Origin of the sequence: Streptococcus sp. F0441, from assembly GCF_000314775.2 — a bacterium.
Taxonomy (GTDB): domain Bacteria; phylum Bacillota; class Bacilli; order Lactobacillales; family Streptococcaceae; genus Streptococcus.
This window is the reverse complement of the sequence record NZ_KB373321.1, coordinates 1,053,938-1,076,479: the sequence shown is the minus strand read 5'-3', so window position 1 is coordinate 1,076,479 and position 22,542 is coordinate 1,053,938. Positions and strand designations below refer to the sequence as shown.

The window sequence follows — 22,542 nt, the reverse complement described above, 5'->3', positions numbered from 1 at the left end:
CGAACAATATTTGTTACATAAAAAAAACAAGAGTTTTCACTCCTATTTTTTTAAATAAACTTGGTAACGTAAGGATTCTAAAAAATAGACAACTGGAATCTGAGTGGTCAAATTAGTGGAACGTAGCGAGGAATCTGCGTAGGCAACTGGCATAAAGTAGGATAAATTTATATCCGATAGCTGTGATAAAGTGGAAATATCTGTATTTGTCAGACTAACAATCTTAGCATTTCTTTCTTTGAATCCCTGTACTAGAGTTAGAACTTCTTCTGTCTCACCGCTGACACTTAGAGCAATAACCAAAACATCCTCCAAATTAGAATGATGCAATTTCAGAGAATAAAATGGGTTAGTAATAGCAAAGCTAAAAATACCGATTCCAGAAAAAAGATATGAGCCATATTCTGCCAAACTTAGACTAGTACCCACCCCTAAAAAGATAACTTGTTTGGCTTGAACGATCAAGTCTGCTATCTCTGATAGTTGTTTTTTTAAAGCTTCATCTTGAACACTAGTCTGTAAAAATTGTATTGCTGGAATATCAATAGGAAAGTAGTGACGATGTTTATTTTCCTTATCTTCCGACCTTGACAAGGCATATTTTAAATCATTGTAGCTATCAAATCCCATCTTTTTCGCAAAACGAATGATGGTTGTTGTCGATAGATTTATAGATGTCGATAGCTCTCTGATAGTCATCGTAGCAACTTTATCTCTATGTTGCAATATAAAATTATACACGCTTAATTCACTATTATTTAGCCCTTTTACTTTATGATAATCAAATAAATTCATAGACACCCTTATGCTTTTGTAGTATATAGTTGTTTCATTAACATTTCAATAATGAGAATAACAGGTACCTGCGTCGTAATATTAAACCCATTTAAAAATAATTGAGGAACATGATAGGTTATGGAGCAATCAGATAGCCTTGACAATGTTGATTCCAATGTATTTGTGATGGCAATAACTGGACAACCTTTTTCCTTTAATTTTTGTACAATTTTCAATGTTTGAGAAGTCTCACCAGATTCGGATAAGGCAATGACACAAGTTTTTTCCATACTGTTTTGTAGCACTGGTTGCCAAGGATCTTCAATACACATACTAAATTTGCCAATATTTGAAAAATAGCGCGCTCCATATCGACCTAAAGTTCCAGAGGAACCAATTCCGACAAAAACAATCTGTTCAACGTTCTTTAAGATTGCCACAGCCTCCATAATCAGCTGCAAAAAAGTATCTTGCTCAGTATAATCAATGAATAGCTTCAAAGAATGATTGTCTTGATTGTTTAAAATAATTTGCTCATTTTTTAAATATTCTTTATAAGCAATCTTAAAATGGCTATATCCATCAAATCCTAGATGCTTGCAAAATCGTTGTACGGTTCCAACTGATACATGTGCAAGTTGGGCCAATTCCTTGATTGTCATAGAGGATATATTTTCATTTTCTAAAATAGTTGTATAAATAGCGTTTTCTAAGTCGTTAAAACTTGCTACAACCTCATAACTAAACATATAATTCCTTTTTCTATCTCTATTGATTTGCTTACAATGTAACAAAAAACTAATAACCAAAGTGTTCTACACTAAAATAATGGAGAGCATAATGGCTATAAAACCAAGTCAGCATTAAAATCTATTAGAAAACCAGACGAATCAGATTTGTCTAACGAGACATGGTTAAGAGAAAATACTTTAAAACAGTATTGCCTTATGTCCTAGATTATATCATATTTTTGAGCATACTTTGAGTATTGTTAGTTTATTGACTTAAAAGAAACATAACAAGAGCTTATCTCTATTAAATTGTCTCAATTTCAATCGCCCATTCTGGAGATATGTAAGGTGGGGACGTTTCTATTCCCATAAACTCCTTGTCAATGGAAACAAACACGTACCTACAGGGTAAATGGAAATAGAAACTGATAATTTCTAGCTATCACTTCTATTCATTCCAAAAATTTTCTCACTATGATACTTCCCCACGCCAATACAAAAAGCCTTGAAACCAAGGCTTTTCATTATTGCGATTTATCAAAATGTTCTAGGCTTTTACCAGCAAAGCTACACACTCTACGTGGTGCGTTTGAGGAAACAGATCCACCGGCTGGACTTTCTTCAAGTCATATCCAAACTCTTTGTAGAGTTTGATATCACGCGCCATGGTTGCCACATTACATGAAATATAAGCGATGCGGTCAGCTCCAGTTTGGCTACTTGCTTTGATAAAACTTTCGGTCAATCCCTTGCGTGGAGGATCAACCAAGATAACGGTTGGTTGGATACCTTCCTTGAGCCAGTTCTTCATGGCGTTTTCAGCTGTGTCACAAACATAGTGAGCATTGGTGATATTATTCAATGCAGCATTCTTTTGGCTATTCTCTACTGCTTCTGGAATCACTTCAACACCGTAGACTTCTTTGACATGCTTGGCGACTGATAAACCTATCGTTCCAATTCCTGAGTAGGCGTCAATCACCACATCATCTGCTTTTAACTCCGCAAAGTCAATAGCTGTTTGATAAAGTTTCTCTGCCATTTCAGTATTTACTTGATAAAAAGCTGGTCCAGCGATTTGGAAGTTATTGCCCAACATCTGATCCGTAATATAATCTTGACCATAAAGAGTCTTCCACTCCTTGCCGAAAATCGCATTGGTATTCTGGTCGTTGATATTTTGCATGACAGACACAATCTCTGGGAACTGCTTGATAAGTTGTTCAATCAACTGCTCCACTCGGAAAACTTTAGGACGTGTAGTCACTAAGATAACCATGATTTGTCCTGAATAGTGACCACGACGCACCACAAGATTTCGAATCAGGCCAGACTGCTCCTTTTCGTCATAAGGTTTTAAATCAAAACGACGAAGCAAATCTCGAAGAACTACCACAACTTGGTCAATGACAGGATCCTGGATGAAGAAATCTTCAAGGGGCATAAGGTCGTGCGAATTCTTACGGAAAAAGCCAGTTTCCAAGATACCATTCACTCGACGAACGGGCACCTGGGCCTTATTTCGATACTTAACAGGATTCTCCATACCAAGTGTTTCAGCAACCTCTACATCTCTAATGCCAGCAATCTTGTAGAGACTGTCTTTGACTTGCTTGGTTTTGAACTTAAGCTGCTCTGAATAGGCAAGATGCCCCAAGTCAGCAATTCCTGAACGTAGGTAAGCTAGGTCAAGGTCTTGATTACGATGAGGTGACTGAACAAGGTATTCTTCAACTTTTCCATAGCCGATCTTTTTATTGACTTTAAGGACACGCATAAGGATTTTCTCAGTTGGTAGAGCATTTTCTACAAAGAAAACCAAACCATCTACCTTAGCAACCCCAGCCCCTTCATGGGTCAAATCAACAATTTCAACTTCTACAATATCATTTTTCTTTAACATATTATTCACTTTCTATCAGCCAACAAAAAAAAGACGGCAACATTTCTGTTACCATCTATTATATCATGAAATGACCTAAGCACCAAAACTCTTGAAGAAGTTGACAATAGCTTGCCAAAGGGAGCTCAAAAAATTGCCCCCGTCTTCTAGCGCTTTATTGGCATCAAAGTTGAGGTTGATATTTTTGAAGCTATCTCCAGCTTGGGAGACAATGCTTTGCTTGAGATCATTTAGGGTTTTAGTGAAATCAGCATTGTTCAAAATGTCACTCTTTGAGAGGTTGAGGGCAAAATTGATGATGATGTTGACCTGATTTCCTGTTATAACCTGATCGAGTTTGTAGTTTTTTAGGGTGTCTTCAACAATTTTGCGGACATCCTCTTCTGTCAGATTTCCTTTGGCTTCTTTTGCCTTTGCGATTCCTGCCTTGATATCTGCCAAAGCGACATTGAGTTTATTGGCATCGTATCCTGACTTGTCCTTGTTCTCTGCGTTGATATCGGACAAGGCCTTTAGCTCCTCTTGAGCCAAGTCTTTATTGGCTTGCGGTACTTTGGCACCATTGGCCTCTAACGAGTAGTAAATCCCTGCTAGGGCGCTCTCTCCTGTAACTGGAATGGGAGCTGCAACTGTGATTTTTGCATGCTCCACTCCCAGCGTCACCGCTGCGTTACGGTACATATCCTGCGTCACCTTGGTGATATTTTCAGGCGTTTCAATCTTGACCTCTAGAGGTGATTTATCCCCCAGCTTTTGAATCTTGGCCGAAGAATAGAGTTGTAGACTAGCATCATTAGCCACATTCATAATTTTCGAATAGATATCAGGGGTCATAGTTTTGATATCTTTGGTGTCTTTTGATGCATCATAGCCAAGTTTACTAAGGGTTTTGTTTTTTTGGTCTTCAGATAGAGAAGAACCTAGGACATATTCTGGTTGCACATAGGTTTCATCGATTACTTTTTGAACATCTGTTGCTGCGTGGACACTCGTCATAGCTGTTGCGGCCCACAAAACTGCAGCACTTGTTAGAAAGAATTTCTTTCTCATGGGATATTCCCTCCTTTACCTTTCTAGGGTAATAAAACAATCTTAAAGAAAACTTATAGCAAAAAACACCTGGTCTAGCCAGATGTTGAAAAGAAAGTGAAACATTTGATGATATAAAGGTTTAGTTGTACCTGTCTAGAATAGTAATAGTTTCCACCATTTTCATAGAGTTCTGCACCATGAAAAATAGAAATTGGGTTAATGTAGGTGTAGGTCTTCCCAGTGGTATTTCCAAGGATAGGAGCGACCGTTTCTCGGGAATAACGCTTGGCTAATGCCAGTGAATTTTCCTTACCATTCTGAGCGATAAAATCGATATAGGCAGGTCCAAAATTATAGGCTTGAACGGCTGTCCAGACATCCACTCCTTTGTTTTGAGCAAGATAAAGGTTATCTGTAAGAGTTTGAATTCCTTGTCGAATACTAGAGGCATTATCATCAATGGTATTGGTTGTACCACTAGCAGACTCACTAGACTGCATGACGTCCCGCTCTTTTCCCTTCGTTTCGGTATAAATCATGGCGAGCACAAGCTCTTCATTGGCTGGAGTATCTTTTTCACTCAAGATTTCTCGAACCATAGGTTGATAAGTCATGACTTGCTTGACGTCTTGGTGAACTCGGTAAACTTTATAACCAGCAAAAAGGAAGACTGCTAGCACTAGCATTCTTCGTATAAATTTAAACATTATTTACTTTGAATATCCTCAATATTTTTGATTAAGATAGAATAGGTTCCATTGTCATTTTGAATAAACTCAACAGACTCCGCATCTTGATAGACGTTATTGGGAACGATGAGTTCGATTCCGTTTGACAAGGAAAGTTTTTGATTTTCAAATTTCTTGAGCTGACGACTGGCATCAATTTCATCAAACTGGACTGGTTCTGGAACAACTTCCTTGACTTGGTCGATAAAACTTAGACGAGCTGTCAGGTTGTTATCAAAAAGGTCGTTAGCCAATTTTTCAGGCGACAACTCATTGCTTTCTTCCAGATTGTTGAAAATAGCTGATTTGACCTTGGATTGAAACTGAAAATCATCCGTGTTAAAGGACTCTGCAATTCTCTGGGCTGTTTTTTCCAATTCCTTGATGGATTTCTTGGGAGAAATCTTAGGAGCGACAGCAAGAAGATTTTCTGAAAAATAGTTCAAAAAAGTCCCATTGTACTTGATTCGTTTTTCAATCAGATGGTACTTGCGACTCTGAAGATTGACCACCAAAGCCTCATCAGCTCCCGTTCCAAATCCAGGCAGGTTATTCTGAGTCAGCTTGATTGGATTATCAACTTCTCCACCGAGGTGGGTCAAGGTCTCACGTAGAGCAATTCGCAAGAAAGCAAAATGTTCAACGCCTTCTTTAGAAAATTGAACAAAAATCAAGTCATTGGTCTTGAGATTTTCAGAAATGCTAAACTCCTCTTTCCAGAGATTAGCCAGTGTTACTGATGTCTCCAACAAATCGTCAGTAATGTGATTGAAGAAGGGATTTTCTTCTTCGAAAATCCCAGTCTTGGCTTCATCTGAATACACACGTTCGATTTTTTTGCGCAAGTATTCTTCGATTTTTGGAGTAATATTGAGAAATTTATCCGCTAGAAACAGCTCGGTATCATCCGGGCTGAACTGATGGATAATAGCTTTCTTAATATAAATGTCCATAAAAGTATTAGTCCTCGTATAATGGGAAGGCATCTGTCAACGCTTTAACTTCACTTCTCACTTCTTCTAAGACAGCTTCATTTTCTGCATTATTAAGGGTTTTAATGATGAGTTCAGCCACTTTGCGGCTTTCTTCTTCACCAAATCCACGTGCAGTAATGGCTGCAGATCCGATACGAATCCCACTTGTCTTGAATGGTGACAAGGTTTCGTATGGAATTGAATTTTTATTTAAGGTAATATTGACTTCATCCAGCAAGTTTTGAGCTACTTTTCCGTTTTCTACAACCTTGGTTACATCAACTAGGAAAAGGTGATTTTCAGTCCCTCCAGAAATGATACGGAAATCAGGATCTTGCAAGAAGACTTCAACCATAGCTTTACTGTTTTTGATGACATTAGCAGCGTATTCCTTGAAGGCTGGGTCCAAAACTTCTTTGAATGAAACCGCCTTAGCCGCCACAACATGCTCCAAAGGACCACCCTGAATACCAGGGAAAATAGCTGAGTTGATTTTCTTAGCTAGATCTTCATCATTTGTCAAGATCAAGCCACCACGTGGGCCACGAAGGGTTTTGTGGGTCGTTGTTGTTGTGATATGAGCGTATGGAACTGGACTTGGATGTAGACCAGCTGCAACCAAACCAGCGATATGGGCCATATCGACCATGAGTTTAGCCCCAACAGCATCTGCGATTTCACGGAATTTTGAGAAATCGATGATCTGAGAATAAGCTGAAGCACCTGCTACGATTAGTTTTGGTTTTACTTCTTGGGCTTGTTTCAAGATAGCATCAAAGTCCAAGAGTTCTGTTTCAGGATCTACACTATAAGAAACGAAGTTGTAGGTTTGACCAGAGAAGCTGACAGGAGCTCCATGAGTCAAGTGTCCACCTGCTGCCAAGTCCATCCCCATAACCGTATCACCAGGCTCAATCAAGGCCATGTAAGCAGCACAGTTGGCTTGGCTTCCTGAGTGAGGTTGGACATTGGCAAATTTTGCACCGAAAATTTCTTTCGCGCGTTCAATAGCCAGAGTCTCTACCACATCTACCACATCAGTTCCACCATAATAACGGCGTCCTGGGTAACCTTCAGCGTATTTATTCGTCAAGATAGACCCTTGAGCTGCCATAACAGCCTTAGAAACTACGTTTTCGGAAGCAATCAATTCGATATTGTTTTGTTGGCGTTCTTCTTCTTTGGCAATAGCATTCCATAGATCAGCATCGTAGGCTTTAAAATCATCTTTGTCAAAAATCATAGGTCTTCTCCTTTTATAGTGTGACAGGTCCTTTAGTTTGTTTTACAATAAGAAAATAAACTAAAAGATGCGAATAAACCGTTTCTGCATTTTATCACAAGTATAACCAACTTTTTCATAAAATGCATGAGCACCCAGACGATGATCGGCAGAGTTTAAGCGGATAAACTCATATCCACGTCTTTTTGCTTCTTGATCCAACCCTTGCAGTAAGCTTTTACCGATACCATGCCCTTGAGCTTGAGGTGATACTGCTAAGGCTAAGATATTAAATCCTGCTTTAGAATAAAGGGATTCATAAACCTCAGCGTGAACATATCCCAGCAACACATGGCTGGCTGCGTCCTCATAGCCAAGTAGGAAATGATGGGAATCCTGAGTTAGTCTAGCTAGTTGACTAGCCGTGTCCTCTGGACTAAAAGTATAACCCAAAGCCTCTTGGTTAATGTCGCATATCGTTTTCACATCTGTTTCTTGCAAATCTCTTAGCATCTCATTCCTCCTCAAAAGAAATCTCTGGCAACTGTGCAAGAATATCCTCTCGCTTAATGGCTCCTTGGCGTAAGATTTTCACCTTTTCTCCAGACAAATCCAAAATAGTTGAATCCTGTCCTGTTAGAAAAGCATCGTCCTCCAGCCCCAAAACCTCTTGGTCAAAATCTTTCAGAATTTCCTGAAAGGTTACTCCACTTGCCCGACCTGAGATGTTGGCAGACGGTCCAATCAAGGGTCCTGTCTCTCGAATCAAATCAAGCGTAATGGGGTGACTCGGCATCCGAAATCCCACCGTTGAAAGACCAGAATTGACCCAATAGGGAACTCGGTCATTGGCTTCGAGGATAATGGTCAAGGGACCTGGTAAAAAAGTCTCTACAAGTTTTTGTAGATAAGTTGGTTGATTCTTTGAAAAGTGCAAGATATCTTCCAGAGAGGCAACATTGAGGTTAAGCGCCTTGTCTCTGGGACGACGTTTGAGTTGGTAAACGTCGTCCACTGCTTTTTCGTCTAGAGCTTTAGCAAAGAGACCATAAACCGTCTCGGTAGGTAAGACAACTGCCCCACCCTTTTTCAACTCTTTTCTAATCCTGTCCATCATCTACGGCAACCATCCTATCTTGACCAAACTGGTCCTTGAGTGTCCGAATTCGTTTTTCAGGAAGATATTTCCTAAAAAGATCAGGAACACTTTGACCTTGCTTGTATCCAATTTCAAGGTAAATCTTACCACCATCTGTGAGATAGTCTTTTGCATCTTCCGCAATTCTGCGGTAAATAGCTAGGCCATCCTCATCTGCAAAGAGAGCTAGATGAGGTTCTGAATGCAGAACATTCAAACCGACCTCTGACTCATCTTCACGAGAGATATAGGGTGGATTGGATACAATTATATCATATTTTTCAGAAATTTCTGCAAAACAATCAGATTTTTTAAAAAATATATTAAGATTTTGATTTTTAGCATTCTCTGATGCAAGCTCTAAGGCGGCTTGGGAAATATCTGCTGCTGTCACTGACCAATCTGGTCTGTTTTTAGCTAATGCAAGGGCTATGGCACCACTTCCAGTCCCGATATCTAGAATCTTAAGACTTTCCTCAGGATTTTCTGTGAGGATGAGATCCACCAACTCTTCTGTCTCTGGCCGAGGAATCAAAACTCGCTCATCCACTTTTAACTGCATTCCAAAGAAATCTGCCTGTCCGATGATATACTGAGCTGGTTTATGGGACGCTAACTGCTGGTAAATTTCTTCTACAAATTGTGTTCCTTCCTCTGTTACCTCTTGCTGGAGGGCAAAGACAAAGTCTGTAAAAGAGAGATTTTTTAAGCTACGATAGACAAAAGAGAGGCTTTCTGCTTCCTCTCCTTGTCTTATCAACTCTTCTTCAAAATCTGAAAATAATTGAGCTAATTTCATTATTTATTTAATTCTTCTAATTTTTGTGTTTGGTCATAGAGCACCAAGGCATCCACAACTTCATCCAATTTACCAGATAAAATCGTATCTAGTTTTTGGAGGGTCAAGCCAATACGGTGGTCCGTAACACGGTTTTGCGGGAAATTATAAGTACGAATCCGTTCTGAACGGTCACCAGTACCGATAGTAGACTTACGTTCAGCGTCTTGTTCATCTTGAGCAATCTGAGCAAAATGGTCAGCAACACGCGCACGGATGATTTTCATGGCTTTCTCACGGTTCTTCTGCTGGGTACGTTCTTCCTGCATCTCAACCTTGATATTGGTTGGCAAGTGAACGATACGCACGGCAGTCGCAACCTTATTGACGTTCTGTCCACCAGCACCGGATGCGTGGTAAATGTCAACACGAAGGTCTTTTGGATCAATATCGTATTCAACTTCTTCCACTTCCGGCATGACAAGAACTGTCGCTGTTGAAGTATGAACACGACCTTGACTTTCTGTCACTGGGACACGTTGTACACGATGGGCACCAGACTCATACTTAAGCTTAGAGTAAACAGACTGACCTGAAACCATAGCAACCACTTCTTTGAATCCACCGACACCATTGATAGAGGCTTCCATGACTTCAAAGCGCCAGCCTTGGGCTTCCGCATACTTTTGGTACATGGTTAGAAGGTCTCCAGCGAAAAGTGCCGCCTCATCTCCACCTGCAGCTCCACGGATTTCAAGGATGATGTTCTTGTCATCGTTTGGATCCTTTGGAAGGAGCAAGATTTTTAGTTTTTCTTCATACTCTTCTTTTTCAACCTTGGCATCTTTGAGTTCTTGCTTAGCCATTTCTTCCAAGTCCGCATCTCCGCCTGAATCCTTAATCATCTCTTCGGCGTCAACGATGTTTTGAAGGACTTGTTTGTACTCACGATAGGCCGTTACGGTATCACGAGTTGAAGCTTCTTCTTTTGAAAGCTCCATAAAACGTTTGGTATCGGAGACCACATCTGGGTCACTGAGCAATTCTCCTAATTCTTCATAACGGTCCTCTACAGCTTGTAGTTGATCATAGATGTTCATTTTTCTTTATTCTCCTTATTGATTTCAGGGGCAAAATAATGTTTACGGCAGACTGAGATATAGGTTTCATTGCCACCGATCTGAATTTGTTCGCCATCATAAATGGGCAGTCCATCGTGCGTACGCAACACCATAGTCGCCTTTTTCTTACAGTACTGACAGATGGTCTTGATTTCTTCAATCTTGTCTGCTAAGAGCAAGAGGTATTTTGAACCTTCGAACAACTCATTTCGAAAATCATTTTTCAAACCAAAAGCCATGACAGGTATGTCTAACTCATCAACAACACGAGCTAGGTCGTAAACATGGTGATGCTTGAGAAACTGAGCCTCATCGACTAGCACACAGTATGGTTTCTCAGGTAAGTCTCGGATATAACCAAAGATATCCGTCGTTTCCTCAATCGCAATGGCTGGGCGCTTCATACCGATTCGACTCGACACATAGCCAACACCGTCACGCGTATCCAGAGCAGAGGTCATAATCACAACTCCCTTTCCTTGCTCCTCATAGTTATAGGCCACCTTGAGAATCTCAATCGTCTTACCAGAGTTCATGGTCCCATAACGATAATACAACTGTGCCATGTTTCTTGCTTCACGTCCATTTCTAAATTTTTGCTACATTCTAGTATATCATAATTTTCTAAAGCTTTAAACGGCAAAATGTGGTAAAATAGAAGAAATCAAAAACTAGTGGAGGAAGCTATTATGCCATTTGTACGCATCGATTTATTTGAAGGACGCACGCTCGAGCAAAAGAAAGCTCTGGCTAAGGAAGTAACGGAAGCTGTTGTTCGCAACACTGGAGCACCTCAATCTGCTGTCCATGTCATCATCAACGACATGCCAGAAGGAACTTACTTCCCACAAGGGGAAATGCGCATCAAATAAACCAGCTTAAGCAGAATTGCTTAGGCTTTTTCAATCTCCAAGTAGCATCCATTGAAGAAATAGTTTAAATTTGTTACAATTTGAAAAGAGACTTGGAAAATTTTCCAAGAAAAGGGCTATTAATTGAAGGAAAAATTATGATTACACGTGAATTTGATACCATCGCTGCTATTTCTACTCCTCTTGGAGAAGGGGCCATTGGTATTGTCCGCCTGAGCGGAACAGACAGTTTTGATATTGCGCAAAAAATATTCAAAGGAAAAGACTTGAGCAAGGTTGCCAGCCACACTCTTAACTACGGTCACATTGTTGACCCTCAAACTGGTAAGGTTATGGACGAGGTTATGGTTGGGGCCATGAAATCTCCAAAGACCTTCACTCGTGAGGACATTATCGAGATTAACACCCACGGTGGGATTGCGGTGACCAATGAAATTCTCCAGCTAGCTATCCGTGAAGGAGCTCGGTTGGCAGAACCTGGCGAATTTACCAAGCGCGCCTTTCTAAACGGTCGTGTGGACTTGACTCAGGCTGAGGCGGTGATGGACATCATCCGTGCCAAGACAGATAAGGCCATGAACATTGCTGTTAAGCAATTAGACGGTTCCCTTTCTGATCTTATCAATAATACTCGCCAAGAAATCCTCAATACGCTTGCCCAAGTAGAGGTCAATATTGACTATCCTGAGTATGATGATGTTGAAGAAGCCACTACTGCAGTCGTCCGCGAGAAGACTATGGAGTTTGAGCAACTGCTGACCAATCTCCTTAGAACAGCACAACGTGGCAAAATCCTTCGTGAGGGAATTTCAACTGCCATCATCGGACGCCCCAACGTTGGGAAATCGAGCCTCCTAAACAATCTCCTACGTGAAGACAAGGCTATCGTTACAGACATTGCTGGTACTACTCGAGATGTCATCGAAGAATACGTCAATATCAATGGTGTTCCTCTCAAATTGATTGATACAGCCGGTATCCGGGATACAGATGATATCGTGGAACAAATCGGTGTCGAGCGTTCGAGAAAAGCCCTCAAGGAAGCTGACTTGGTACTACTAGTGCTAAATGCTAGTGAGCCACTAACAGCACAAGACAGACAACTCTTAGAAATCAGTCAGGATACCAACCGCATTATTCTACTCAATAAAACTGACCTACCAGAAACAATTGAAACTTCGGAACTCCCTGAAGATGTTATCCGTATTTCAGTTCTTAAAAACCAAAATATCGATAAGATTGAAGAGAGAATCAACAACCTCTTCTTTGAAAATGCTGGTTTGGTCGAGCAAGATGCTACTTACTTGTCCAACGCCCGTCATATTTCTCTGATTGAGAAGGCAGTTGAAAGCCTACAAGCAGTTAATGAAGGTCTTGAACTAGGGATGCCAGTTGATTTGCTTCAAGTTGACTTGACCCGTACTTGGGAAATTCTCGGAGAAATCACTGGAGATGCTGCTCCAGATGAACTCATTACCCAACTCTTTAGCCAATTCTGTTTAGGAAAATAAGAAAAATCCATGATCGTTCGGTCATGGATTTTATTGTCTTTATTAGTAATCTGGTCTTAAGACTCCTGTTACGGTTGCCTTAGTTGCTTCGTAGTCGCCATCTACAACAACCTTGATAATGCGTTTGGCATCTTCTTCTGGTGCTGGAACTAGAGGTAGACGAGTTGGACCCGCTTCAAATCCCATGTAGTTCAAAACTGCCTTAACAGGTGCAGGGCTTGGATAAGAGAAGAGGGCGTTGACCTTAGGAATGAATTTACGCTGAATAGCTGCGGCTTTTTTCATATCACTCTCCGCAATGGCAGTCAACATCTCGTGCATTTCATCCCCATTTGTATGAGATGCAACAGAAATAACCCCATCCGCACCAAGGTTCATGGCATGGAAAGCATCTCCATCCTCACCAGTATAGACCAAGAACTCTTCTGGCTTGTGTTCAATCAAGTAAGCCATATTAGCCAGACTAGTACATTCTTTGACCCCAATGATATTTGGATGGTCAGCCAAACGAAGCATGGTTTCTGGAGTCAATTCGACAACTACACGCCCTGGAATGTTATAAATGATAATCGGCAAATCCGAGGCATCTGCAATTGCCTTAAAGTGCTGATACATTCCTTCTTGAGAAGGTTTATTGTAGTATGGTACAATCGCAAGCCCAGCTGCAAAGCCACCAAATTCTGCGACTTCTTTGACAAATTCGATCGAGTCACGTGTATCATTGGTACCTACACCCGCAATCAAAGGAACACGTCCATTGACAATCTTTTGTACAGCTGCAAAGAGTTCCAACTCTTCATCATGAGTCAAAGTTGGACTCTCGGCCGTCGTCCCTGCAAGAAGAATGCCGTCTGTATGATGCGCCAACAGATGCTCAATCAAGGCTGGAATGGCATCAAAGTTGATGGAACCATCCTCATGGAAAGGGGTAATAAAGGCTGTAATGATTTTACACTCTTTTAAATCTTGATAAGACATGAGAATACCTCTCTATTTCAAAGAAGGAGTTCATCTGAACTCCTAAACGATATGACTATTTTAATTCAAATTTCAATTCAGCTGTTGGACGAACCAATCCACGTTCGTGAAGCGTTTCTGCGATCTGTACAGAGTTCCAAGCAGCACCTTTAAGAAGGTTGTCTGAAACAACCCACATGTGAATTCCTTTTTCAGCATCCAAGTCTTTACGGATACGACCAACAAAGGTATCTCGTGAACCAACTGCGTTGACGGCTTGAGGATAGATTTGGTGCGCTACATCATCTTCAAGAACGGCACCTGGGAAGGCTGCAATAGCTGCTTTCACTTCTTCGATTGGAGCCACTTCTTTTGTTTCGATGTAAACAGACTCAGAGTGAGCTGACAAGACTGGAATACGCACACAGGTTGCAGACACTGCGATGCTATCATCTTCCATGATTTTCTTGGTTTCCTTGGTCATCTTCATCTCTTCGTAAGTGTAATCATTGTCAGTGAAGACATCGATTTGTGGAAGAGCATTGAAGGCGATAGGATAATGTTTCTTGTCACCACCTGAAGGCAAGATTTCGGCATGTAAATCACGTGGGTTCACACCATCATTCAAGACTTCACGAAGTTCACGTTGTGTCTCAAGAATCGCTCCCATACCAGCACCTGAAACGGCTTGGTAAGTTGAAACAATGATACGATCCAAGCCCCATTTTTGACGAACAGGCTCAAGAGCCACCATCATTTGGATCGTTGAACAGTTAGGGCAGGCAATAATTCCGTTGTGAGCATCAAGTGCATGAGCGTTTACTTCTGGCACAACCAAGGGTACATCTGGATTTTGACGGAAGTAAGATGTATTATCAACTACTACTGCTCCAGCTTTCACTGCGTATGGTGCATACTTGGCAGATGTCGAACCACCTGCTGAGAAGAGTGCAATATCAACACCCTCAAAAGCTGTCTCAGTTGTTTCTTCAATCGTAATATCTTGGTTTTTAAATTTCAAAGTTTTGCCTGCTGAACGTGCAGAAGCAAGATAACGAATTTTATCGATTGGAAGTGTTGATTCTTCCAACATTTTTATCATCTGAGCTCCGACAGCACCTGTCGCGCCGACTACAGCAACTGTATATCCCATAAATAACCTCTTTCGGAATTTTCTAAAAATTTCTATAATAGAAGTATTATACTACTTTTTCTAAAAATTGAAAAGTATTTTTGGGTTCTATTTTCTGAAAATTAAAAATCCCTAGCCATTGACTAGGGACTAAGAGGCATCTTCATGTGATGAGCTGGTTCACACAACTCACCAAGGTCCGCTCCTGCGTTATGACCTCCTTATGCTCAATAGTAGTCCGAAGACTACCTATCGACTCATCGCAGGTTTTATTCTACGATGCTTTGCTGACTTTGTCAAGGCTTACGCGAGGTAAATATAAAAAACTCTCGAATATCAAGAGTTTTCCTGTCTATCTAATGCTAATTGCCGGGATTGAACCGGCGACCTCATCCTTACCATGGATGCGCTCTGCCAACTGAGCTAAATCAGCTTACCTAAAAAGTATACTATAGTTCTATGCTCTTGTCAAGCGCTCTCTTTTAATTTTCTAGAATGAAAAAAGCTAGATCTAGCAAGAATCTAGCTTATAAACTTCTTATTTTGTAAGGTCGATTCGCTGTCCCAGTTTTCCGATTAGGATTGCACCAACGATAAGCGAAGCAAACTCTCCAATCCCTGTAGTAAACCAAGTAAAGAAGAATGGAGCTTCAGCAACGATATGAAGTTCTGCTGCAATGGTAATCATTGAAATAGAGAATAGGATTGAAAAGAAGAAATGATCTTTTCGAATCAAGCCATTAAACAAAAAGTCCTTTTTGTACTTGCTAAGGAGCCAGACACCTAAACTTAAAAAGACTAGGGTAGATCCCCCTCCAACAAAGACATCTATCAGACCAAAGCTAAAGAAATTTGCAATCATACAGCCAATCGTCACACCAATGATGTATTTAGGGTTGTAAAAGGCTAGAAAATTCATCATCTCAGAAATACGGAACTGGTAAGCACCGTAGCTAATAGCATTTAGTGGTGGAGTAATGGTCAAAACCACATAGATAGCAGCAACAATAGCAATATCTGCCATGTCACGAACAGTTAAATTTTTCATGTTTTCTCCTTTGGCGGTTTCCCGCGTAAAATATGCTTGGTGAAAGAAGCTAAGCACCAAGGGTTGATTGAATCAACCTTACCAGTATAGCACAATATATGACTTTATGCTATACTAAAACCATGAGAAAATTGATTCAAAATTTTTTTGACAATGAGATTCTAGCTTATCTCTTCTTTGGAGGAGCCACTACTTTAGTCTCAATCCTATCACGTTTAGCTATCTATCAAATAACTCATCAAGAGCTTCTAGCTACGGCTCTAGCTAATATTATCGGTATTCTTTTTGCCTTTATCACTAATGATACTTTTGTATTTAAACAAGAAAGAAAGAATTGGGCAATCCGTTTGGCTAAATTTTTCTTAGCTCGTCTCTCTACCCTTGGGCTGGACGTACTTTTAACTTATATCTTCGTTACATCTTATCCTAATATTATTGGTCAGTTTGTCGAACAGAATTTAGATAGGATTAATACTATTGAGACTATCTTGGCGCAGATATTAATCATTATCTTAAACTATATTATCAGCAAAATCTACATTTTTAAAAAGGGCTATTCATCTCTAAAACATTAATCTCGCAATTCGTTCGGTTTTAGGATATAATAAGAATGAAATTTTGGAAAGGAATTTATGAAAATGTTAAAGGATCTTAAAGCATTTTTGCTTCGTGGTAATGTTGTTGACCTTGCTGTCGGTGTGATTATTGCCTCTGCTTTTGGTGCAATCGTTACTTCATTTGTTAATGATATCATCACTCCACTTCTATTGAATCCTGCTTTGAAAGCAGCAAAAATCGAACGTATTGCTGAACTTTCATGGAACGGTGTTGCGTACGGTAACTTCTTGAGTGCTGTTATCAACTTCCTTGTAGTTGGTACTGTTCTATTCTTCGTTATTAAAGGTATGGAAAAAGCACAAAGTCTTACTAAGAAAGAAGAGGAAAAAGAAGAAGAGAAAAAGCCAACTGAACTTGAAGTACTTCAAGAAATCAAAGCTCTTCTTGAGAAAAAATAATCGATTAAAAGGATCTAGCACAAAGCTAAATCCTTTTTCTTTACTCTTTTGGTAACTTACCTGCTTTTTCAAGCATTCTCTTGATAAGATAAGGCATCTTAACATTTTCCCGACCTTTTTTCTCAATCAATTTTTTCACAAATTCAGGCATTTGTAAATCTTGAGATTCGGTCAAAATGTTTTTAGTATCGTCTGAAGGAACTAACTCATCAAAGGTTTCTTCTTCTGGGAGAAATTTCTTAAATTCTTGATGTTCATTGACTCTGATGGTATTGACTAAGGCATTAATCAAACGAGAATCCGTATTTGGCATTGGTGGACGATGATAGTTTACACCCAATTCCTGACATAACTCATAACATTCCACATCGTTGTCAAACAAGACTTCAATGTGCTCACTAATAAAACTAATAGGTACAAAAATATAATGATCTGGCTGTTCTGTCTGTTCTCTGAGATATTCTAATACATCTGGCTTAATCCAAGGAATCCCGATATCACTCTCACTCTGCCAAGTGTTGGTATATTGCTCGGAACTCAAACCTAGTTTTTCAGCAACTAACTTGCTATTTTCAAAAATTTGGTCGATATAAGGGTCACCAAAATCCAAGGCAAAAATGGGCACACTATGGGCTGAAAAGATGACTTTAAAGCTATCTTGCTTCACTTCTTCTTTTACAATCTTAGCAATTTCATCTGCCCAATAGTTTAAGAGCGCTTCTTCTTGATACCAGTCCTTAATAACTAAAAATTGAATTTGCTTGCTTTCTAAAAATTTCTCATAGCCCATGACAGAGTAAAAAGAATAATGAGGCTCCAAAATCAAACAAATACACTGCTCGATTCCGTCCGCTTCCATCTGACCAATCACATCTGGGATAAAGGGTCTAGAAAACTTATTAGCAAAATAAACACTATATTCATTCCCCATCCTAGCTTCTACCAAGGCAACCTCTTCACGGGTAATTTTTTGCAGAGGCGTGCCTCCAATTCGTACATAATTATCATAGAGAGTTTGAATCTCGTGGTCTTGAGGTCTCACTCCACGACGAATATTTGTGAAAAAATCAGCTACACCTTCAAAGGTAATCTCTTCTGGCGAACCAAAGGTCATCATTAAAATTGCTTTTTTCATAACTTTATCCTTGTGATTTTTTTATCAAGCTTATTTTATCATTTATCCACTGATAAGTAAACGATAACATAGTAAATTCCCCTAACTTCTGTCTTTTGTTTTTCTCTTTTTTCTATGATACAATGGAAAAAATGAATTCAAAAGGAGTTTTTTATGCCGTACCCAAATCTCTTAGACCGTTTCTTAACCTACGTTAAGGTCAACACGCGCTCTGATGAACACTCAACTACTACTCCAAGTACGCAGAGTCAGGTTGACTTCGCAACCAATGTTCTTATTCCTGAAATGAAACGTGTTGGTTTACAAAATGTTTATTATCTACCAAATGGTTTTGCAATTGGGACCTTGCCAGCCAATGATTCAGCTTTAACACGAAAGATTGGCTTTATATCTCACATGGATACTGCTGACTTTAATGCCGAAGGAGTCAATCCTCAGGTGATTGAAAACTACGATGGTGGTGTGATTGAACTAGGGAATTCTGGTTTCAAACTCGATCCAGCTGACTTCAAGAGTCTTGAGAAATATCCAGGACAAACGCTCATCACAACTGATGGAATAACTTTGCTGGGTGCTGATGACAAATCAGGTATTGCTGAGATTATGACAGCTATCGAATACTTGACTGCTCATCCTGAAATCAAGCATTGTGAAATTCGTGTTGGTTTTGGACCAGATGAAGAAATCGGTGTCGGTGCTAATAAGTTTGATGCAGATGACTTTGATGTTGACTTTGCCTACACCGTTGATGGAGGACCACTAGGGGAACTGCAGTACGAGACTTTTTCAGCAGCTGGTGCTGAGCTTCATTTCCAAGGACGCAATGTCCACCCTGGTACTGCTAAAGGACAGATGGTCAATTCCCTTCAGCTGGCGATTGATTTTCATAATCAACTTCCTGAGAATGACCGGCCAGAGCTGACAGATGGTTACCAAGGTTTCTATCATCTTATGGATGTTTCAGGTAGTGTCGAGGAGGCGCGTGCAAGCTATATCATTCGCGACTTTGAAAAAGATGCCTTTGAAGCTCGTAAGAAAGCCATGCAGGACATTGCTGACAAAATGAATCAAGAGCTTGGAAATGATCGAGTGACCTTGACTCTGACAGACCAGTACTACAATATGAAAGAAGTCATCGAGAAAGACATGACACCCGTTACCATTGCCAAAGCCGTTATGGAAGATCTTGGAATCACGCCAATCATTGAACCGATTCGTGGTGGAACAGATGGCTCTAAGATTTCCTTCATGGGTATTCCAACACCGAATATCTTTGCAGGTGGTGAAAACATGCATGGACGTTTTGAATACGTCAGCCTTCAGACTATGGAGCGTGCGGTGGATACCATCATTGGTATTGTAGCTTATAAAGACTAAAAAAGACGAGGTAGCTCAGCTACTTCGCCTTTCTTTTTATTCATTTTATTGAGCACTTAGCTCAGATTCACTTTGCGCTTGCTTTTCTGTTGGTTGAGAAGCAACTGTTTCACTGTCTTTCTCAGACTTAGATTGGCTATCAGTTTCACTTGCTTTTGAACGGAGTTCCTGGTTCAATCTAATGATTTCTTTAGCTAGAGTGAGGAGACCTTCTTTATCACTGCTTTTGGCTGCAAGTTGATCAAATAGGGCATCAACACGTTCAAAGTCAGCATCGGATCCTTTGTTATCCTCTAAGTACTTGTGAAGAGAGAGCAAGACATTATAGAGTTTTTGGTAGATGATCACAGTTTGTGGATCTTTTTCTGCTTCTTTTTCCTCTCGTTGGATAGTCGCTGCAATACGATTTAAAAGATCCTCAAGTTGTGTTTTAGCTTCGTCAAGGTCTGCATTTTCCTTTTCAGTAGCCGCTTTGATATTAGCAGCTTCTTCAGCTAGGGATTGTTTGACACCATCCTCTTTAACACGTGCTAGGAGTTGGGCAACTTTAGTTAGGAGAGCATCCACTTCTTCCTTCTTAACATGGCTAACCCGCTCTTCTGGCATAAAATCACCGTAGAGTTCTTTTAGGAATTCATAGATGGCTGTCTTAGCGGTTTGACTATCTACTTTTTCCGTATCTAGAATAGTCTTACCAGCTTTTGTAGAAACGGGTTCTTCTTTGAGAGCTTCTTCTACTTCTAGCTTAGTTTGGTAAATAGTTGGGAATAGCTTGTTCAAGTCGGTTGCTTTGAGGAAAGATTGTGACTGGTAAAGTTCCCATGTCAACTTGGCAACACGGTTCCGAAGTTCTTCTCTCAAACGACCATCAGATACATGTTCATAGAAATACTTGATGTACTCTACTGTTGTAACCCCTGTCCGATCACGGAAATCTTGCAAGGCCTGAAGTTTCGCTTCAATGGCAGCCAACTCTGTCTCATCTTGTGCTAGTTTTGCTTCCTGCAAATGTACCAAAAGATCTTTCTTAGACAAGCCATAAGTGTCCGTATCCAGTGTATTGATCTTATCTACAAGGGCTTGGTACTTCTTATCTAAAGGTGAAGTTTCAACTGGTGCCACACTTTGATCCACATGGATATACTGCTTATCAAAGAGATCCAAGGCTGCTAGGTATCCAGCAGTTGAGTTTGTTGCCAGTTTTTTCATATTTTCGGTGAACTGCCCCAAAGCAAGTTCAACACGTCTCTGCATGATTGGCTGGTCTTTGTAGAGACTTCTGCTATCTGCTAAAAGTTGATCCACTTTAGATAGAACAGTTTGTTCATCAAATGCTCCAGGTTGATAGGTCGATTGTAGGGCTGGAATCTTGTTTTTCAAAGCTACTTCATAGCCCTTAGTTTGAACCTTGATGTAGTGATTGTGGTCTCCGTGAGGAATCACAAAACTACCACTTTCTACCTGTAAACTATAAGGAGACACCCCATCACGTAGGGCAGTCGTATAAAGTTCATTTAGGAAATCCAGTTCTGGATTCCCAGTTTGGAGAGGAATACGAACATGTTCTTTTCGAACAGCATAGGGATGGATATGGGTTGGATCATAGGCTTGATCCGGATTTCCAAAGACAAAGAATCCATTTGAAATACGAATCGCTTCGAGCGGAACCCCATAGGTCTGTGAGATATACTTGATTTTTTCTTCATCACTAGCATCTCTTGAGAAACTTTCCACAGTCTTTGCAAGTGGTTGAACCGGCTCAGACTGATGATTTTCTTTCAAGTGATCTTGGGCAGTTTTGATTTGAGCTGCAGTCAAGTCTTTCTTAAAGAAATAATGAGCGTGATCTCCATGAGAAACTACAAACCCTTGCTCATCCTCACTGATGACACGGTCAGCTGCAAAACCATGATCATGTTCTTCACCGTGATGGTGGTCATGCTCCTCTCCATCATGGTCATGATCTTCATGGTTGGTATCCTGACTTCCATGGTCACCGTCTTGGTCATGATGATGATCCGATTGAGCTGGATGCTCTGCTGGTTTGCTTGGATTTTCCAAAGGTGTTGGTTTCCCACTGTCGCTAGATAAAGGAATCATTCGCGCAATCTTTTCTTCCAAGGCAGAAAGCTTTGTATATGGGATGAAATGATAGTGATTTCCATGAGGAATCGCTACGCCACTTGGCGTTCTGCTTGAAATCTTAGCAGGGTCAAAAATCAAGCCATCAGATTCTGCATAACGTTGATTACTTGGAAGTGCATAGAGTTGCTGCAATAGACTCTGTAAGCTCTCTTCTGGATTGCTTGGTGTTTCAGTTTGTTGACTAGGATTAGTGGTTTGACTGGTTCCATTTTGACTTGGACGATAGTCAGTCACACTCGGTTGTTTTCTAGTTCCAGATAGGTAGGCTTGAGCAGCTGCTAATTCGCTAGCAGATAAGGAACTCTTTGGAATGTAGTGGTAATGTCCACCGTGAGGAACGATATAAGCATCACCAGTATCTTCTATAATATCAGATGGATTAAAGATGTATCCATCATCGGTAGTATAGCGTCCTTGTGATCGTGCAAGTGTCACTGCACTGTTAGAAGTTGGTGCATCGTGAGTATGGCCTTGTTTTTGGCGTTCAATTTCGTCCTTCGTACGAACGTTATCTGCATGCGCCACATCCTTAAGGTAAACATAATACTTACCATCCACCTTGATAATGTAGCCACCTTTGATTTCATTGACAATATCAGCGTCTTTCAGTTGATAATTGGCATCTTTCATCAAAAGCTCTTCGCTGAAAATCGCATCAAAAGGGACTTTCCCATTGTAATAATGGAAATGATCACCGTGTGATGTAACATAACCTTGATCGGTAATTTTCACGACAATTTGCTCAGCCTGAATATCTTCTTTTTTGCTAACTTGATCTGGTGTCTGAGTCTCTGTTTTTTGAGAGTCTTGTTTCCCATCAACATAAGATACACGATTTGTATCTTTTTTGTCTTCTACCTGGTGTTGGTTCAGTGCATAGATGCAAAGACTTAGGGAAAGGACTAAAGCCGAACCCGCCGCAAGATACTTTTTCTTAATTTTCAT

Annotated in this window: 22 protein-coding genes, 1 tRNA gene and 1 riboswitch; of the genes, 5 read left to right on the top strand and 18 right to left on the bottom strand. The window is 40.3% G+C overall.

Annotation, left to right across the window (positions count from 1 at the left end):
* Positions 1-42: 42 nt before the first annotated feature.
* From HMPREF9188_RS05180 to HMPREF9188_RS05125, 12 genes are all read right to left on the bottom strand, one after another.
* Positions 43-795 (bottom strand): MurR/RpiR family transcriptional regulator, encoded by a 753-nt coding sequence (locus HMPREF9188_RS05180; protein WP_009730126.1) that lies wholly within the window; start codon positions 793-795, stop codon positions 43-45.
* 8 nt (positions 796-803) lie between these two features.
* Positions 804-1,526 carry a MurR/RpiR family transcriptional regulator gene (locus HMPREF9188_RS05175; protein WP_000493320.1) on the bottom strand — a complete coding sequence of 241 codons (723 nt, stop codon included), beginning with the start codon at positions 1,524-1,526 and terminating at the stop codon, positions 804-806.
* 529 nt (positions 1,527-2,055) lie between these two features.
* Positions 2,056-3,411: a 23S rRNA (uracil(1939)-C(5))-methyltransferase RlmD gene (gene rlmD / locus HMPREF9188_RS05170; RefSeq protein WP_009730125.1), complete on the bottom strand. Its 1,356-nt coding sequence runs from the start codon at positions 3,409-3,411 to the stop codon at positions 2,056-2,058.
* Positions 3,412-3,486: 75 nt separating this feature from the next.
* On the bottom strand, positions 3,487-4,461 hold the full coding sequence (locus HMPREF9188_RS05165) for a DUF1002 domain-containing protein (protein ID WP_009730124.1): 975 nt from the start codon (positions 4,459-4,461) through the stop codon (positions 3,487-3,489).
* A 74-nt stretch (positions 4,462-4,535) separates the two neighbouring features.
* Positions 4,536-5,150: a lysozyme family protein gene (locus HMPREF9188_RS05160; protein WP_009730123.1), complete on the bottom strand. Its 615-nt coding sequence runs from the start codon at positions 5,148-5,150 to the stop codon at positions 4,536-4,538.
* Entirely contained in the window at positions 5,150-6,124 is a 975-nt protein-coding gene (locus HMPREF9188_RS05155) for a nucleoid-associated protein (protein ID WP_009730122.1), read from the bottom strand. Before HMPREF9188_RS05155 ends, HMPREF9188_RS05160 begins: the two co-directional genes overlap by 1 nt.
* Before the next feature lie 7 nt (positions 6,125-6,131).
* The gene (gene glyA / locus HMPREF9188_RS05150) at positions 6,132-7,388 is read right to left on the bottom strand and encodes a serine hydroxymethyltransferase (protein ID WP_000575499.1); all 1,257 of its coding nucleotides are present in this window, start codon (positions 7,386-7,388) and stop codon (positions 6,132-6,134) included.
* 60 nt (positions 7,389-7,448) lie between these two features.
* Positions 7,449-7,880 carry a GNAT family N-acetyltransferase gene (locus HMPREF9188_RS05145; protein ID WP_009730121.1) on the bottom strand — a complete coding sequence of 144 codons (432 nt, stop codon included), beginning with the start codon at positions 7,878-7,880 and terminating at the stop codon, positions 7,449-7,451.
* 1 nt (position 7,881) lies between these two features.
* Positions 7,882-8,484: an L-threonylcarbamoyladenylate synthase gene (locus tag HMPREF9188_RS05140; protein WP_009730120.1), complete on the bottom strand. Its 603-nt coding sequence runs from the start codon at positions 8,482-8,484 to the stop codon at positions 7,882-7,884.
* A complete protein-coding gene (gene prmC / locus HMPREF9188_RS05135) occupies positions 8,468-9,304 on the bottom strand; it encodes a peptide chain release factor N(5)-glutamine methyltransferase (protein ID WP_009730119.1) in 837 nt (278 codons plus the stop codon). Before prmC ends, HMPREF9188_RS05140 begins: the two co-directional genes overlap by 17 nt.
* Positions 9,304-10,383: a peptide chain release factor 1 gene (prfA, locus tag HMPREF9188_RS05130; protein ID WP_009730118.1), complete on the bottom strand. Its 1,080-nt coding sequence runs from the start codon at positions 10,381-10,383 to the stop codon at positions 9,304-9,306. Before prfA ends, prmC begins: the two co-directional genes overlap by 1 nt.
* Positions 10,380-10,970, bottom strand: a complete 591-nt coding sequence (locus HMPREF9188_RS05125) for a thymidine kinase (RefSeq protein ID WP_009730117.1) — start codon at positions 10,968-10,970, stop codon at positions 10,380-10,382. The genes prfA and HMPREF9188_RS05125 overlap by 4 nt, the downstream gene beginning before the upstream one ends.
* Before the next feature lie 123 nt (positions 10,971-11,093).
* Between HMPREF9188_RS05125 and HMPREF9188_RS05120 the strand changes: the two genes are divergently transcribed.
* Positions 11,094-11,276 (top strand): 4-oxalocrotonate tautomerase, encoded by a 183-nt coding sequence (locus HMPREF9188_RS05120; RefSeq protein WP_009730116.1) that lies wholly within the window; start codon positions 11,094-11,096, stop codon positions 11,274-11,276.
* 137 nt (positions 11,277-11,413) lie between these two features.
* Entirely contained in the window at positions 11,414-12,787 is a 1,374-nt protein-coding gene (gene mnmE, locus HMPREF9188_RS05115; protein ID WP_009730115.1) for a tRNA uridine-5-carboxymethylaminomethyl(34) synthesis GTPase MnmE, read from the top strand.
* 42 nt (positions 12,788-12,829) lie between these two features.
* Here the strand turns inward: mnmE and dapA are convergent, their stop codons facing one another.
* From dapA to HMPREF9188_RS05095, 4 genes are all read right to left on the bottom strand, one after another.
* On the bottom strand, positions 12,830-13,765 hold the full coding sequence (dapA, locus tag HMPREF9188_RS05110) for a 4-hydroxy-tetrahydrodipicolinate synthase (protein ID WP_000121610.1): 936 nt from the start codon (positions 13,763-13,765) through the stop codon (positions 12,830-12,832).
* 55 nt (positions 13,766-13,820) lie between these two features.
* Positions 13,821-14,897 (bottom strand): aspartate-semialdehyde dehydrogenase, encoded by a 1,077-nt coding sequence (locus HMPREF9188_RS05105; protein WP_009730114.1) that lies wholly within the window; start codon positions 14,895-14,897, stop codon positions 13,821-13,823.
* 339 nt (positions 14,898-15,236) lie between these two features.
* A tRNA-Thr gene (locus HMPREF9188_RS05100) sits at positions 15,237-15,309 on the bottom strand.
* 105 nt (positions 15,310-15,414) lie between these two features.
* Positions 15,415-15,924 carry a QueT transporter family protein gene (locus HMPREF9188_RS05095; protein ID WP_000793849.1) on the bottom strand — a complete coding sequence of 170 codons (510 nt, stop codon included), beginning with the start codon at positions 15,922-15,924 and terminating at the stop codon, positions 15,415-15,417.
* Positions 15,922-16,018: riboswitch (PreQ1 riboswitch) on the bottom strand. Its footprint overlaps the gene before it by 3 nt.
* Positions 16,019-16,046: 28 nt before the next feature.
* Between HMPREF9188_RS05095 and HMPREF9188_RS05090 the strand changes: the two genes are divergently transcribed.
* A complete protein-coding gene (locus tag HMPREF9188_RS05090) occupies positions 16,047-16,499 on the top strand; it encodes a GtrA family protein (RefSeq protein WP_009730113.1) in 453 nt (150 codons plus the stop codon).
* A 63-nt stretch (positions 16,500-16,562) separates the two neighbouring features.
* On the top strand, positions 16,563-16,940 hold the full coding sequence (gene mscL / locus HMPREF9188_RS05085) for a large conductance mechanosensitive channel protein MscL (protein WP_009730112.1): 378 nt from the start codon (positions 16,563-16,565) through the stop codon (positions 16,938-16,940).
* A 40-nt stretch (positions 16,941-16,980) separates the two neighbouring features.
* Here mscL and hemH read toward each other — a convergent pair whose 3' ends face one another.
* Positions 16,981-18,075: a ferrochelatase gene (gene hemH / locus HMPREF9188_RS05080; protein ID WP_009730111.1), complete on the bottom strand. Its 1,095-nt coding sequence runs from the start codon at positions 18,073-18,075 to the stop codon at positions 16,981-16,983.
* Positions 18,076-18,228: 153 nt separating this feature from the next.
* Between hemH and pepT the strand changes: the two genes are divergently transcribed.
* Complete coding sequence (gene pepT, locus HMPREF9188_RS05075; RefSeq protein ID WP_009730110.1) at positions 18,229-19,452, top strand: peptidase T; 1,224 nt, start codon at positions 18,229-18,231, stop codon at positions 19,450-19,452.
* A gap of 45 nt (positions 19,453-19,497) precedes the next feature.
* Here pepT and HMPREF9188_RS05070 read toward each other — a convergent pair whose 3' ends face one another.
* On the bottom strand, positions 19,498-22,542 hold the full coding sequence (locus HMPREF9188_RS05070) for a pneumococcal-type histidine triad protein (RefSeq protein ID WP_009730109.1): 3,045 nt from the start codon (positions 22,540-22,542) through the stop codon (positions 19,498-19,500).

Coding starts and splice junctions, on each gene's coding strand:
- pepT (WP_009730110.1), top strand. CDS start 18,229: ATGCCGTACCCAAATCTCTTAGACCGTTTCTTAACCTACGTTAAGGTC.
- prmC (WP_009730119.1), bottom strand. CDS start 9,304: ATGAAATTAGCTCAATTATTTTCAGATTTTGAAGAAGAGTTGATAAGA.
- HMPREF9188_RS05180 (WP_009730126.1), bottom strand. CDS start 795: ATGAATTTATTTGATTATCATAAAGTAAAAGGGCTAAATAATAGTGAA.
- HMPREF9188_RS05105 (WP_009730114.1), bottom strand. CDS start 14,897: ATGGGATATACAGTTGCTGTAGTCGGCGCGACAGGTGCTGTCGGAGCT.
- HMPREF9188_RS05155 (WP_009730122.1), bottom strand. CDS start 6,124: ATGGACATTTATATTAAGAAAGCTATTATCCATCAGTTCAGCCCGGAT.
- glyA (WP_000575499.1), bottom strand. CDS start 7,388: ATGATTTTTGACAAAGATGATTTTAAAGCCTACGATGCTGATCTATGG.
- prfA (WP_009730118.1), bottom strand. CDS start 10,383: ATGAACATCTATGATCAACTACAAGCTGTAGAGGACCGTTATGAAGAA.
- HMPREF9188_RS05165 (WP_009730124.1), bottom strand. CDS start 4,461: ATGAGAAAGAAATTCTTTCTAACAAGTGCTGCAGTTTTGTGGGCCGCA.
- mscL (WP_009730112.1), top strand. CDS start 16,563: ATGTTAAAGGATCTTAAAGCATTTTTGCTTCGTGGTAATGTTGTTGAC.
- hemH (WP_009730111.1), bottom strand. CDS start 18,075: ATGAAAAAAGCAATTTTAATGATGACCTTTGGTTCGCCAGAAGAGATT.
- HMPREF9188_RS05175 (WP_000493320.1), bottom strand. CDS start 1,526: ATGTTTAGTTATGAGGTTGTAGCAAGTTTTAACGACTTAGAAAACGCT.
- HMPREF9188_RS05145 (WP_009730121.1), bottom strand. CDS start 7,880: ATGCTAAGAGATTTGCAAGAAACAGATGTGAAAACGATATGCGACATT.
- HMPREF9188_RS05095 (WP_000793849.1), bottom strand. CDS start 15,924: ATGAAAAATTTAACTGTTCGTGACATGGCAGATATTGCTATTGTTGCT.
- HMPREF9188_RS05120 (WP_009730116.1), top strand. CDS start 11,094: ATGCCATTTGTACGCATCGATTTATTTGAAGGACGCACGCTCGAGCAA.
- mnmE (WP_009730115.1), top strand. CDS start 11,414: ATGATTACACGTGAATTTGATACCATCGCTGCTATTTCTACTCCTCTT.
- HMPREF9188_RS05090 (WP_009730113.1), top strand. CDS start 16,047: ATGAGAAAATTGATTCAAAATTTTTTTGACAATGAGATTCTAGCTTAT.
- dapA (WP_000121610.1), bottom strand. CDS start 13,765: ATGTCTTATCAAGATTTAAAAGAGTGTAAAATCATTACAGCCTTTATT.
- HMPREF9188_RS05070 (WP_009730109.1), bottom strand. CDS start 22,542: ATGAAAATTAAGAAAAAGTATCTTGCGGCGGGTTCGGCTTTAGTCCTT.
- HMPREF9188_RS05140 (WP_009730120.1), bottom strand. CDS start 8,484: ATGATGGACAGGATTAGAAAAGAGTTGAAAAAGGGTGGGGCAGTTGTC.
- HMPREF9188_RS05160 (WP_009730123.1), bottom strand. CDS start 5,150: ATGTTTAAATTTATACGAAGAATGCTAGTGCTAGCAGTCTTCCTTTTT.
- HMPREF9188_RS05125 (WP_009730117.1), bottom strand. CDS start 10,970: ATGGCACAGTTGTATTATCGTTATGGGACCATGAACTCTGGTAAGACG.
- rlmD (WP_009730125.1), bottom strand. CDS start 3,411: ATGTTAAAGAAAAATGATATTGTAGAAGTTGAAATTGTTGATTTGACC.